11 protein-coding genes are annotated in these 13,266 nt (G+C 66.0%); 7 read left to right on the top strand and 4 right to left on the bottom strand.

Features of this window, described 5'->3' with window-relative positions; genetic code table 11:
* The first annotated feature begins 4 nt into the window (after nucleotides 1-4).
* Complete coding sequence (locus AB1Z25_RS11085) at nucleotides 5-1,639, top strand: methyl-accepting chemotaxis protein (protein WP_107798899.1); 1,635 nt, start codon at nucleotides 5-7, stop codon at nucleotides 1,637-1,639.
* A gap of 134 nt (nucleotides 1,640-1,773) precedes the next feature.
* Nucleotides 1,774-3,393, top strand: a complete 1,620-nt coding sequence (locus AB1Z25_RS11080; protein ID WP_107798900.1) for an NAD(P)/FAD-dependent oxidoreductase — start codon at nucleotides 1,774-1,776, stop codon at nucleotides 3,391-3,393.
* Nucleotides 3,394-3,491: 98 nt separating this feature from the next.
* Here the strand turns inward: AB1Z25_RS11080 and AB1Z25_RS11075 are convergent, their stop codons facing one another.
* Complete coding sequence (locus AB1Z25_RS11075; protein WP_486637263.1) at nucleotides 3,492-4,274, bottom strand: copper chaperone; 783 nt, start codon at nucleotides 4,272-4,274, stop codon at nucleotides 3,492-3,494.
* Nucleotides 4,275-4,280: 6 nt separating this feature from the next.
* The gene (locus tag AB1Z25_RS11070; protein ID WP_486637262.1) at nucleotides 4,281-5,825 is read right to left on the bottom strand and encodes a tyrosinase family protein; all 1,545 of its coding nucleotides are present in this window, start codon (nucleotides 5,823-5,825) and stop codon (nucleotides 4,281-4,283) included.
* A 259-nt stretch (nucleotides 5,826-6,084) separates the two neighbouring features.
* Here AB1Z25_RS11070 and AB1Z25_RS11065 point away from each other — a divergent pair, with 259 nt between their 5' ends.
* Nucleotides 6,085-6,978, top strand: a complete 894-nt coding sequence (locus tag AB1Z25_RS11065) for a TraB/GumN family protein (RefSeq protein ID WP_107798903.1) — start codon at nucleotides 6,085-6,087, stop codon at nucleotides 6,976-6,978.
* 7 nt (nucleotides 6,979-6,985) lie between these two features.
* On the opposite strand, the gene AB1Z25_RS11060 is transcribed toward AB1Z25_RS11065, so the two are convergent.
* Nucleotides 6,986-7,414, bottom strand: a complete 429-nt coding sequence (locus AB1Z25_RS11060; RefSeq protein WP_107798904.1) for a cytidine deaminase — start codon at nucleotides 7,412-7,414, stop codon at nucleotides 6,986-6,988.
* A 130-nt stretch (nucleotides 7,415-7,544) separates the two neighbouring features.
* The gene (locus AB1Z25_RS11055; protein WP_486637261.1) at nucleotides 7,545-8,435 is read right to left on the bottom strand and encodes a LysR family transcriptional regulator ArgP; all 891 of its coding nucleotides are present in this window, start codon (nucleotides 8,433-8,435) and stop codon (nucleotides 7,545-7,547) included.
* A gap of 189 nt (nucleotides 8,436-8,624) precedes the next feature.
* Here AB1Z25_RS11055 and AB1Z25_RS11050 point away from each other — a divergent pair, with 189 nt between their 5' ends.
* From AB1Z25_RS11050 to AB1Z25_RS11035, 4 genes are all read left to right on the top strand, one after another.
* Complete coding sequence (locus AB1Z25_RS11050) at nucleotides 8,625-11,015, top strand: EAL domain-containing protein (RefSeq protein ID WP_107798906.1); 2,391 nt, start codon at nucleotides 8,625-8,627, stop codon at nucleotides 11,013-11,015.
* Between the two features lie 69 nt (nucleotides 11,016-11,084).
* Nucleotides 11,085-11,714 carry a LysE/ArgO family amino acid transporter gene (locus AB1Z25_RS11045; RefSeq protein ID WP_486637260.1) on the top strand — a complete coding sequence of 210 codons (630 nt, stop codon included), beginning with the start codon at nucleotides 11,085-11,087 and terminating at the stop codon, nucleotides 11,712-11,714.
* Between the two features lie 206 nt (nucleotides 11,715-11,920).
* On the top strand, nucleotides 11,921-12,472 hold the full coding sequence (locus AB1Z25_RS11040) for a neutral zinc metallopeptidase (protein WP_227103273.1): 552 nt from the start codon (nucleotides 11,921-11,923) through the stop codon (nucleotides 12,470-12,472).
* Nucleotides 12,473-12,478: 6 nt separating this feature from the next.
* Entirely contained in the window at nucleotides 12,479-13,219 is a 741-nt protein-coding gene (locus AB1Z25_RS11035) for a hypothetical protein (protein ID WP_253313656.1), read from the top strand.
* Nucleotides 13,220-13,266: the final 47 nt, after the last annotated feature.

Genomic DNA, 13,266 nt, shown 5'->3' with positions numbered 1-13,266 from the left:
CATCATGCAAGCGGGCCTTTCCTTGAAGCAGCGTTTGTTGTTATTGATTTTTAGCGTGATCGCGTTGACTTGTCTGCTGGGCGGCCTGGTGCTGCGCAGCATGCATCAGCAAATGATGGCGGACCGGCAGGATCTGATCCGCGGCCAGGTGGAGAACGCCTTGAGCCTGGTGGCCAATTACGAGGAGCGGGCGGCGGCCGGCGCCATGCCGGAGGCGGAGGCGCAGCGCCAGGCGCTGCTGGCGCTGACCCGGCTGCGTTTCGCCGGCAAGGAGTATTTTTTCACCCTGGACAAGGGGCTGGTCTGGCTGGCGCACGGGGTCAACCCCAAGCTGGTGGGCAAGGATATGCACGCGGTCAAGGATTCCAGCGGCAGCAGCCTGGGCGACAAGTTCGACCAGACCCTGAGGCAGGGGCAGGGCAAGGGCTTCGCGGAATTCGTCTGGGACAAGCCCGGCTCGGCGGAGCCGCAGCCCAAGCTGGCGTATTTGCAGTCCAGCCCGCGCTGGGGCTGGGTGGTGGGCACCGGCCTGTATATGGACGACGTCTGGGCGGCCTTGCGTGTGCAATTGCTGGGCGTGGCGGTCCAGGTGCTGCTGATCGCCGCGGTGTGCGGCGGCCTGGGCTGGTGGCTGTTCCGCAGCGTGATGCGGCAATTGGGCGCGGAGCCGGCGCAGACCGCGGCCGTGGTGCGGGAAATCGCCGGCGGGCGGCTGGATGTGCCGGTGCCGGTGCGGGCGGGCGACGCGGACAGCCTGATGGCCAATATCGCCCATATGCAGCAGGCTTTGCGGCAGATGGTGGCCGACATCGTGGCCAGCGCCGGCGAACTGGGGCGGCTGAGCGAGGAGGTGGTGACCGGCGCGCAGGCGGTGGCGGACAACTCCCAGCAGCAAAGCGAGAGCGCCACTTCGATGGCGGCGTCGATCGAAGAGCTGACGGTGAGCATCAACCACATCTCCCAATACGCGCAGGACGCGCGCCAGGTGTCGCAGCAGTCCGGCAGCTTGTCGGACGAGGGCGGCGAAGTGATCGCCAAGGCCGTGGCGGAGATGAAGGGCATCAGCGAGACGGTGGACCTCACCGCCGGGGCGATCTCGGCGCTGGCGGACAAGACCGCCACCATCTCCAGCATCATGCAGGTGATCAAGGACATTGCCGATCAGACCAATCTCCTGGCCCTGAACGCGGCGATCGAGGCGGCGCGCGCCGGCGAAACCGGCCGCGGTTTCGCGGTGGTGGCGGACGAGGTGCGCAAACTGTCCGAACGCACCGCGCAGGCCACCGAGGAGATCGCCGGCATGATAGACGAGATCCAGCTCAGTTCCGATCAGTCGCGCGCCAATATGAGCCAGACCGTGGAGCGGGTGCGCGCCGGGCTGGCGCTGGCCGAGCAGGGCGGGGAGATGATTCAGCAGATACGCGGCAGCGCCGGCCAGGTGGTGCAAGTGGTGCGCGATATCTCCCATGCGCTGCAGGAGCAAGGTGTGGCCAGCCAGGACATCGCCCGCCACGTGGAGCAGATCGCCCAGGTGGCCGCCGGCAACGCCGCCGCCGCCACCCAGGCGTCCAGCGGCATTCAGAGCATGGACGAGGTGACCGGCGGCCTGCGGCAGACGGTGGCCGGATTCCAGGTGTAGCGCGGTAGACGGCGCGCGGCAGGCAGGCGAACAGATTCTTACGGGAAGTTTGTGTCTTGGCGATAGGGTTAAGAGCGGTTTGCCGCTACAATACCGCCTCGTTGAATAGACACCAACCCGTACTGGAATTCAAGATGTTGCGCATTACCGAATTGAAACTGCCGCTGGAACACGCTCCGGAAGAACTGAACGCCGCGATCGCGGCTTATCTGGGCGTGCCGGAGCAGGACATCCGCCAGGTCGTCGTCTTCAAGCGCAGCTACGACGCGCGCAAGGGCATGATGAACCTGGCCTACATCGTCGACATCGACGTGGCCAACGAAGCCCGTCTGCTGGCCCGCTTCAAGGCCGACAAGCACGTGATGCCGACGCCGGACACCCAATATCACTATGTGGGGCAGGCGCCGGAAAACCTGGAGCGCCGCCCGGTGGTGGTGGGTTTCGGCCCCTGTGGCATCTTCGCCGCGCTGCTGTTGGCGCAGATGGGCTTCAAGCCCATCGTGCTGGAGCGCGGCAAGAAGGTGCGCGAGCGCACCAAGGACACCTGGGGCCTGTGGCGCAACAAGGTCTTGAACCCCGAGTCCAATGTGCAATTCGGCGAAGGCGGCGCCGGCACCTTCTCCGACGGCAAACTGTACAGCCAGATCAAGGACCCGCGTCATCTGGGCCGCAAGGTGCTGACCGAGTTCGTCAAAGCCGGCGCGCCGGAGGAAATCCTCTACGTGGCCAAGCCGCATATCGGCACCTTCCGCCTGGTGAGCATGGTGGAAAAAATGCGCGCCGAGATCGAGGAGCTGGGCGGCGAAATCCGCTTCCAGCAGCGCGTCGCCGACATTCATCTGGAAGACGGTCCGGACGGGCGCAAAGTGGCGCGCGGTCTGACCTTGGCCAGCGGCGAGCAGATCCGCGCCGATCACATCGTGCTGGCCCTGGGCCACAGCGCGCGCGACAGTTTCGAGATGCTGCACGGCCACGGTGTGTATATGGAAGCCAAGCCGTTCTCGGTGGGCTTCCGCATCGAACACCCGCAGACGCTGATCGACAAGGCGCGCTGGGGCAAATACGCCGGCCACCCGCTATTGGGCGCGGCGGATTACAAGCTGGTGCACCACGCCGGCAACGGCCGGGCGGTGTACAGCTTCTGCATGTGCCCGGGCGGCCAGGTGGTGGCCGCCACCTCGGAAGAGGGCCGCGTGGTGACCAACGGCATGAGCCAATACTCGCGCGCCGAGCGCAACGCCAATTCCGGCCTGGTGGTCAGCATCGGTCCGGACGATTATCCGGGCGATCCGCTGGCCGGCATCGCCTTCCAGCGCGAGCTGGAAAGCCGCGCCTATGTGCTGGGCGGCGGCACTTACGAAGCGCCGGCGCAGCTGGTGGGCGATTTCCTGGCCGGCAAGCCGTCCACCCAGGTGGGTTCGGTGCCGCCGTCCTATCAACCCGGCGTGCACTGGACCGATCTGGCCGCGGCCTTGCCGGATTATTGCATCGCGGCGATGCGCGAGGCGCTGCCGGAGTTCGGCAAGAAAATCCGCGGCTACGATATGCACGACGCGGTGCTGACCGGGGTGGAAACCCGCACCAGCTCGCCGCTGCGCATCACCCGCGGCGAGGATTGCCAGAGCTTGAACGTGCGCGGCCTGTACCCGGCCGGCGAGGGTGCCGGCTACGCCGGGGGGATTCTGTCCGCCGGGGTGGACGGCATCAAGGTGGCGGAGGCGGTGGCGCAGGCCATCGCGGCGGAGCGCCGTTAAGGAAAGCGTTTAGGGATCATTGCCGCAGTGTCTTGAATCCGCCGCTTGGCTGAGAACGCGCTGAAACGGCCCGCAATCGCGGGCCGTTGTCTTTGGCGCTAGGGGTTTTCCGCCGCATGGCCTTTCACGCCGCCGGCCGGGCGCTCGCGCCCGCCTGGGCGCCAAGCTTTGGGGATGGACAACAAGGGCGGCGCGCCCTCCGGCCGGCGGCGTTCCAGCAGCAGCCACAGGCCGATCGCCGCCATCAAGGGCAGATGCCCTGGCCCCGCGAGCAAAGGCGGCAACATCCAGGCCCAGCAGGCGCCCGCGCACCAGACGCCGGCGGCGAGGCCGGCGCGCAGCGCCGACAGCGCGGCCGGCCAGCCGAACGGCGACAGCCTGGGCTGGCGGTGGCAGGCTTGCAGGCAGCGCAGCCGCTGCGGCGCCGCCTGCCAGAGCCCCGCGACGCCGCAGGCGACGACGAAGGCCTGCCACGGCGCGGCGCTGAAGGTCAGCAGCGCCAGGCCGAGCAGGTGCAGCAGCAGGCCGGCGACGAGCCAGGGCAGTAGATAGCCGCAGCAGAACATGGCCAGCGCCAGCGCGCGCTTGCGCGCCAGGCTGCGCAGCCACAGTTGCCGCAGCGGGTCGGCCAGCAGCGGCGCCATCATTGCCAGCAGCATCAACAGCCAGGACGGCAACCATTGCGCCGGCGGGTTCAGCCACAGCGCGCCGGTCAGCGCGCCCCAGCCGCCGCCGGGACGCTCCAGAACCCAGGCGCCGCAATAACCCGGCGCGGTCAGCCGCCGCTCCAGGGCGATCAGGCCGAGCCAACCCAAGAGGCTGGCGCAGCACAGCGGCCAGGGCGTGTCCCGCAGCGCGGCGATCAGGGTCTTGACCGGCATGGACGCTTACTGGCCGTGGCGGTAGACGCTGATGCGGCCTATCGTCACCTCGTCGTCGTCCTCGATGTCGGACACCGGCACCAATTGCACCCCCATCGGCGCCGTGTCCAGCGTCTGGCTTTGACACATGCGGTCCACGATGTCGGTGATCTCCAGCGTCTGGCTGACGCCGTTGCCGCCGTGCTCGGCCAGCGAGGCCTTGCGCGCGCCGAACAGCGCGATGGTGCCGGCCAGGTTCTGCGGGTGTTGCGCCGGGTCGGCGCCCTGGGGCAGGCCGACGTAGACGTTGAACGTGCCGCCGTCCACTTTGCAGCGGATGTTCTCCAGGCTGAGAAAGACGCGGTCCGGCTCTTGCGGCGCGGCGTCTGGCTGGGCCTTGAACTGGCGGGCGGCGGCCTGGCTGGCCTGGAAGCTGCTCAGCACCTTGTTCTTGGCGTCGTTGTCCAGCTGCATCTGCGCGTGGACGGTGTTGTTGCCCAGTTTGATCGCCGCCGCGTTGGCGCCCAGCAGTTCGGTTTTCGGATTGTTCGCCATGGTGTTTGCCGCCGCGGTGTCGGGATGGATGGCCGCCAGCGTCTGCATGCGCTGCGCGACACGGCTGGCGCCGCCGAGAGGGTCCGATACGTCCTGGTAGACGTAGTTCAGGTTTGGCGCCTGGGTGTTGAGCATGTCCTTGGCGACAAAGGTGTAGCCGCTGCCGTTGGGGCGCGGCATCGCGAACTTGCGGTTGACCGGGCCTTCCAGCCAATTGTCGTTGCTGGGGTTTTTGTGGCCGGGATTGCGATTGAGCCATACCTGCCACAGCCGGTCGATATTGGAGTGGTGGATCCAGAACACCGGGTCCAGGCCGGCGAGGTCCGGGTCCGACATCAGGCCGTTGCGGCCGCCGATATTGGTGTGCACCGGATTGTGCGGCAGGTTTTCCAGCCCGCCGCTATTGCCGCCGCCGTGCCAGAACGGCGTTTGCGGCCCGCCGTAGCCCGGCGGAATGCCGTTGGCGGTGCCGATGAACTGCGCGTCCTTCAAGGCGGTGAGCTGCACGGTTTCCGGGCGCAGCGTGATGTGATTGGGCTGGTTGTTCCAGCCGTAGCGTTGGGCCAGCCACAAGGGATTGGCGCCGCCGTCCGGCAAGGTCTTGGACTGGAAACAGGTGGGCAGGTCGCGCGCCTTGGCGTTGGCGCCGTCGCTGTAGTTCCAATAGGGCAAGGCCCAGTCGGCGGGGCCGCCCAGCTTGACGATCTCCGCCAGCACAATGGCTTCGAAGGCCGCCAGATAGCCGCGGTGCCAGGGCATGAAATACCAGCTCTGGTGCTGGCATTGCCGCCAGTAGGTGTTCTGATCGGCTGTGCTGGGCAGCGCTTCGCCGGCTTGCAGATAACCGTGTTGTTGCCAGAGCTGGGAATCGAAGCCGTGGATGGCGGCCAGGTAACGCCAGCTGGTGGGATCCTTGATCGGGCGTTTCTGCATTTCCCGCACCGCGCGCGCGTACCACAGCACGGTGGGGTCCCAGGGATTGCTCATTTTCAAGATGTCTTTGCGGACGCGAGCCATGTCGTTCTCCTCGATGCGAACGCCGTTCCGGCGCGGCCGAGACGGGAGTGGCTAAGGCTGGCGGTGAGGCGGTGTATTCGGATTAGCAAACCGCAAAGCTTTCGAACTGTCCTAAAGAACAGTTTTTGCCTCGGGGCAATTACTTATTTGAAGCGCCGCTTGCAAGTGGCCGGGCTTTGGCGCGGCAAGGGCTTGAAAGCGCGCCGGCGGGAAGGCGCCAAGCTGGTATCCTTGACCGGTTTTGATTTGGATCGCAGACATGAAACGATGGCATTGCCTTTGGGGCGTCTGGCTGGCGCTGTGCTGGCTTCTGCCGGCGGCCTTGGCCGCGGCGGCGCCGGCCTACGGCCCCTTGTTCACCTTCAGCAAGCAGGGCCGCACCCATTATCTGTACGGCACCATGCATGTGGGCCGGCCCGGCTCCGACGCGCCGGACTGGGGCTTGAAACAGGCGCTGAGCGCTAGCGACGCGCTGGTGCTGGAATTGGACCCGACGGCGGAGGCGGCGGTGGCCGAGGTGACGGCGCTGGCCGGCGCCGCCGCGCCCAGGCAGTGGCGGCAGCTGGACGCCGCCAGCCGGGACTCCTTGCTGAGTCAGTTGGATCAGATGGGCGTGGCGCGCGAGCAGGCGCGCGGCCTGGCGCCCAGCCTGTGGCTGATGCAGCTGGCGCTGCGGGAATACCAGCGCATGGGGCAGCAGGCGCAGCACAGCCGCGAAGCGATGTTGCTGGAGATGGCGCGCGCGGCCAGGCGGCCGGTGCTGGCCCTGGAAACGGCCGGCCAGCAGAGCCGTTTATTGTTTGAGATGCCGGCGCCGGCGCTGCGCGAATGGGTGCGTCAGAGCGCCGAATGGCAGGGCGCGGAGGAGGCGGATCGTTATTACCGGGATTTGATTTCAGCTTGGGAACGCGGCGATCTGGACGCCTTGCAGGCCTTGGTGGCGCTGCCCGGCTATCCGCGGCTCAGCGCCTGGACCCAGCATGAAATGCTGGACCGCCGCAATCTGGCGATGGCGCGCCGCATAGACGACTGGGCGGCTTCAAAGCGGCTGTTCGTGGCGGTGGGCGCGCTGCATCTGGCCGGCCCCCAGGGCTTGGTGCGCCAGCTGCGGCAGCGCGGCTACCAGCTGAGGCCGGCGCCGCGCGCGCCGTGAGCGGGCTTTAGCTCGCGTCCTTGAGGTTCTTGGGCCCGAAAGCGCCCGGCAGCAGCACTTTCAGCGTGGTGTCTATCTGATCCTCGCCGTCGCAGATGGCGCGCACGCGCATGGACGGGCCGAACTCGTTCAGCACCTGGCGGCAGGCGCCGCAGGGCGGCGTAGGCGTGGCGGTGGGGGTGTAAATGCAGACCGCCAGGACATCCTGGATGCCGTGGTTGGCGCGCGCGGCGTAGATCGCGGTGCGCTCGGCGCAATTGGTCAGGCCGTAGGAGGCGTTTTCCACATTGCAGCCGATATGGATCTTGCCGGCGCCGTCCAGAATGGCGGCGCCGACGGCGAACTTGCTGTAAGGGACATAAGCCTGGCGAGCCGCCAGGCGGGCGGCCATTTCCAACTCGGCCCATTGCTCGTTGTTGGGTGTGTTGCCGGTCATATTGCCTCCGTTGCGGTTGGCGTGGCATGTTGCGCCGCGCGCGGCCGGGCTGTCAATATCCCGCCGCGGCGCGCGCGTCCGGCTTCAGTACAGCAGAGGCGTCCGCTCCGGCGCAAGCAGCGCCGACTGGTCATTGGCGCAGGTGGTCCCGGCAATGCCGCGCCATCGCGTCGGCCAGCGCCTGCGACAAGGCCGACTCCACCCGCCAGTGGTGCCAATACAGCGGAATGTCCAGATGCTGCTGCGGAAACAGGTCGATCAGCCGGCCGGAGGCGATGTCGTCTTCCAGCATCAGTTCGGGCAGCAGGCTGTAGGCCAGGCCCTGGCGGGTGATTTCGACGAAGCCCTGCGGCGTGGGCACCGTCAGATAGGGGAAGCCGCCGTGATAGGACACGGTGTGCAGCAGGAATTCGCGGTGCACGTCGTCCTTGCGGCTGTACAGAATGGTGGGCGCGGCGGCCAGCGCCGTTTCGGTGACGCCGTCCGGAAAGTAGCGGCGGGCGAAATCGTGGGTGGCGACGCATAGATAGCGCATATGGCCCAGGAACAGACTGTCGCCGCCCTGGATAGGCTGCGGCCGGGTGCTGACGCAGCCGACCACGTGGCCGGCGCGCATCAACTCATGGGTGTAATCCTGATCGTCCACCATGATGTCCAGCAGCACCGGCTGGCTGTCCAGCACCGGCTGCACCGCCTGCAAGAACCAGGTGGCCAGGCTGTCGGCGTTGACGGCGATGGCGAGGGTGGTGAACTCCGGCCGCGGCCCGCTGGGCAGCAGGGTGTTCATCAGCTGGTTTTCCATCAGGCTGATCTGGCGGAAGTATTGCAGCAGCTGGCGGCCGGCCTCGGTGGGTTCGGCCGGGATGGTGCGGGTCAGCACCGGCTGGCCCAGTTGTTCTTCCAGCTGGCGGATGCGTTGAGAAATGGCGGACTGAGTCAGGAACAGCTTTTTGGCCGCCTTGTCGAAGCCTCCGGTTTCGGCGACGGCCGATAAGGTTTCCAGTTGTTTCGGATCAAGCATGTTTTTACGTCCTTGCCGTGATAATTCCACGGTGTTTCTTGCCTTATCGCCGCCACCTATGGCATGTTGTGCTGCTTCGTCCGAACACGGACGGTGCAAAGGTTTGCCTGCACGCGGTGGCGGCATAAAAATAATTAGAGCGGCTGGCGGCGACGGTTCTGATCGGCTGGCGCCGGCGGCTCATGGCCAATGACAGGCATGTTGAAGATGCAAGCAGATAATAAGGCACTATTGGATGGCATGTGCCGTTTTATCGGAGTTCGGGCGGATCATATGGCGACGCTCAGCGCCCATGCTCCGTTGTTGTTGTCGCGCAAGGAGGCCTTGGGCAAGGAGTTCTACTGGTATGCGATGAAATGCCCGGACACGCTGGCGCTGCTGAGCGAGCGCCTGCCGGGCGGCATCGATTCGCTGGTGGACGCCTTATTGCAATATTGCGAGCGGATGCTGACCCGCCCGGTCAACGGACGCGCCGCCCGGCGCGTGGTGGAGCAAGGGCGTTTGATGCGCCAGCTGGGCGTGGGCCTGATGTGGGTGGTGGGCGCTTACGAGCGCTGCCAGGCGCATTTCCTGGCGCGCTTGACCGAGGCCGGGCTGGCCCTGGACGAGCTTGCCGCGCTGTCGCGGCTCTTGCGCAAGCGCATTCTGCTGGACCAGATGCTGCAACTGCACGGCCACCAGCAGTCCTTGCAGGAGGCGGTGGACAGCAAGCACCGCCATTTGCAGACCATGTCCGGCCTGTACGCCACTCTCAGCGGGGTCAGCATGGCCCTGGTGCGCTGCTCTGAGCGCCGCGAACTGTTCCAGGCGATTTGCGACGTCTGCGTCCGCGAGGGCGATTTCTCCCATGCCTGGGTGGGCCTCTTGGACGCCGACTCCCAGTGCGTGCGCCCGGCGGCGATGGCCGGCGTCCACGCCGAAGCCTTCATTCCCCGGCTGCAAGTCTCCGCGCTGTCCGAAAGCCTGCATGGCCGCGGCCCCAGCGGCCGGGCCATCCGCGGCCTGGCGGTCCAGGTGGTCAACGACTGCGGCGAAGACCCGTCGATGCAGCCGTGGATGCGGGTGCTCAACGCCAGGAATGTGCGCAGCGCGCTGGTGGCGCCGCTGACGCTGCGCGAGCAGGTGATCGGCACCTTGTCGCTTTACTCCGGCCAGCCGGGGTTTTTCGACGACACCAAGGTGGCGCTGGTGGACACCATGGCGCGGGAGATCAGCCGCGCGCTGGAGCGCCAGGACGCGCTGGAGCGCAGCCATCGCGCCGAATCCGAACTGGCCTTCCTGTCCTTCCACGATCCGCTGACCGGCCTGCCCAACCGGCACCTGATGAAGGAACACATCAACAAGCAGCTGCAGATCCGCCGCGCCAACGCGCGGCTGGCGGTGCTGGTGCTGTCCATCGAGGGCTTTCACGAAATCAACGCCCGCCTGGGCCACGAGGGCGGGGACGCGGTGCTGTGCGAAGTGGCCAACCGGCTGCGGCGCTGCATCTATCCCTATGGCTACGTCGGCAGGGTGGGCGCTTCGCGCTTTGTCGCCTGCAGCGACCGTCACGAGCAGCTGGACCAACTGGTGGACAGCCTGATGGGCAGTCTGCAGCAGCCGGTGGACTGCATGGGGGTGGTGATCCACACCCGTTGCAGCATGGGCATCGTGGTGGAGCCGGTGAACGGGCGCAGCGACGCCGCGGCGCTGCTGCGGCGCGGCGAGCTGGCGCTGAGTCGGGCCAAGGAAGCCGGCGGCGGCCACTGCCGTTACTACCATGTGACCATGGACGAAGAAATCCAGCACATGCACGCGGTGCGCAACGCCTTCGCCGTGGCCATCGCCCGCGATGAACTGGCGCTGTTCTACCAGCCCAAGATCAATCTGCGCGACAACCGCATCGAGGGCGTGGAAGCGCTGGTGCGCTGGCGCCGGGACGGCCGGCTGGAAATGCCGGGCGCCTTCTTCCCGGCGATAGAAAACACCGATCTGATGCGGGAGCTGGACTGGTGGGTGCTGCGCGAGGCCTTGCGCCAGTCCGGCGAATGGCTGGCGGACGGCCGCCATATTCCGGTCAGCGTCAATCTGTCCGCCATCACCTTGAAACACGAGGGCTTCGTGCCCGGCATCCAGGCCTTGTTGCAGGCCTACCCCTTGCCGGCCGGTTATCTGGAGCTGGAGGTGCTGGAGAGCGTGACCCAGCAGGAGGCGGAGCAGATCACCGCCAAGCTGGAGCATTGCCGCGACCTGGGCCTGTCCATCGCCTTGGACGATTTCGGCACCGGCGCGTCCTCGCTGGTGCATTTGCAGCAGCTGCCCTTCGACACCATCAAGATCGATCAGCGCTTCGTCCGGCTGCTGCTGGATACGCCGGGCAATGAGGCCATCATCCGCAGCATGGTGTCCTTCGCCCATTACACCGGCCGCAAGCTGGTGGTGGAGGGCGTGGAGAGCCGGGCTATCTGGGACCGTCTGCTGGAAATAGGCTGCCTGGACGGGCAGGGTTACGAGATTTCGCCTCCGGTGGACCCCAAGCACTTGCCGGCGTGGATCGCGGATTGGGAGCGGCGGGTAAGTATTAATTCAGCTTATATATAATAATTTTTATTAGTTTTACTTTGATGCGTCGCTCCCTTAGTCTGTGTCCAAACTTTCCGGGAGCGGTACGTGTTCAACTTCAGCGTTTATCTGTCTGCCCTTGGGCTATCCATCGGGCAGATCGTCGGCATTGGGCCGCAGAATGCCTTCGTGCTGCGGCAGGGCATAGGCCGCAGCCACATCCTGCCCATCATCGTCATCTGCATCGTCGCCGACGTGTTTCTGATCGCCTGCGGGGTGATGGGGGTGGGCAAGCTGCTCAACGCCATTCCCGGCTTCATCGTCACCGTGACCTGGCTGGGCGTGGGCTTCATCCTGTGGCTGGGCTATAAGGCCTTCCGTTCCGCGCTGACGCCGGGCGCGATGTCGCTGGCCGGCGGCGTGGAGCGGGACCGCAAGCGCGCCATCCGCACCGTGCTGGCGGTGACCCTGCTCAATCCCTATACCTGGCTGGACACCGTGGTGTTGATCGGCGGCGTGTCCGCCATCTACGGCGAGAGCGCCGCGCCGTCCTTCCTCTTGGGCAGCCTCAGCGCCTCGGTGCTGTGGTTCGGCGGCATCGGCTGCTTCGCCGGCAAGCTGGCCCCCTTGTTCCAGCGGCCGCAAAGCTGGCGGGTGCTGGATTGCGTGATCGGTCTGGTGATGTTGTTCACCGCCTTCATGTTGTTGCGCAATTACGGCTTTGAAGGGTTGGCCTGAGCGGCTGAGACGGCGTTTGACGCGCGTTTTTTTGAAAGTGACGGCTTGCTTTTGGGCAACCCGTCACTTTTTCATATGCGGTTTGTCGTGACAAGGTAATTTTTCACTGCATAAATATTCATTTGGAATTGCAAAATAACTTTGTAAATACCAAATCATTTACCATAACTAAATCTCCGTTGTGAACAACATAAGGAGAGTTAGTCATGAAAGCTTTGATTCAAGCCAGTCTGATGGCGGTTTCCGTGTTGGGCGGTCTGTCTTCCCCGGTGGTGGCAGCCCCGGTGAACAACAGTTATATCCAGTCCAGCGCCAATGAGATCCGCGGCTTCCTCGGCGGCTACGCGCGGCCGACGGTCTACGTCAACCAGTATGCCTGCCGCGAGCCTCAACTCAGCGCGATGGCGTGCGGTCCTTACACCATCAGCGTGGGCACCGGCTTCCTGCAGCAGCAGGAAAACAGCTATGGCAACTATGTGGCCAAGTTCATCCTGGCGCACGAATGGGGCCATTCCATCCAGTTCACCCATAACATCTACCGTCAGGCGCCGATGCAGGAGCTGCAGGCCGACTGCGTGGGCGGCACTTTCGCCAAGTACGCCGAAACCAATCTGCGTTATCCGAGCTTCATCGAGAACGCGGTGGCTTCGGCGCGCAACGCCGCCGATTACGGCGAGCACGGCACGCCGTCGCAGCGCGATTACTATTCGCGCTACGGCCACGCCAACGGCCTCAACGCTTGCCTGAACTCGATCTGATCGATAATGGGCAAGCGAGCGTGGGGGCTGGCCGGCGGGCTGGCCTTGCTGGGCTTGGCCTGGCTCAGCCTGCCTGAGCCGGTCCGCGCGCGGCTGGGTCTGAGCGAGCCGGCGCCGGAGGCTCCTGCGGCCTTTGTCGCCGCTCAATCGGGGACAGCCGCGCCGGCCAAGGGCGCCGGTCCGGCGCGGGCTTACCAGGGCCTGAGCTTCGCGGTGGGCGACGGCCCGCCGCCGGCCGCGGCCCCGGCGGAGCCCTTGCCGGAGAGCAAGGCCGAACGCCAGCGCAAGCAGGCCTTGCGCCAGCTGGGCTATGCCATCGACGAGCGCTTCTACCGGATGTCCCTGGCCGACTTGCGCAAGCTGGCCGCCGCCGGCAATGTCCAGGCCCTGACCCATCTGGCCGAACGCTATTTGTTCGAGCTGGACGGCAAGCCGCAGCGGCCGGGCTTCGAGCCGGAGATGCGTTACCGCGAGGAGGCGCGCGCCGCCTTGCAGCAAGCGTATCGGCTGGGCAACCGGCATGCGGCGGCGATGATCTCCGAGAGCTATCTGCTGGAGCGGCAGCCCTTGGAGGCCGCGGCCTGGAATCTGGTGGCGCGGCGAGCCGGGGACGCGCTGAGCGCGGACTGGTTTCTGACCACCAAGGACTACCGGCAGTTGAACGCCGGGCAGAAAGCCGCGGCGGCGGAGCGGGCCGAGCAGATCTGGCGCGAACTGCATCCGGGCGCGGTTCAGTCCAAGGGCTAGCGGTCGCAAAAAACCGGCGACATCCGCAAGGGTGTCGCCGGTTTTCT

Source organism: Chromobacterium sp. HL1 (assembly GCF_057418835.1).
This window is presented reverse-complemented; position numbering and strand designations above follow the sequence as displayed.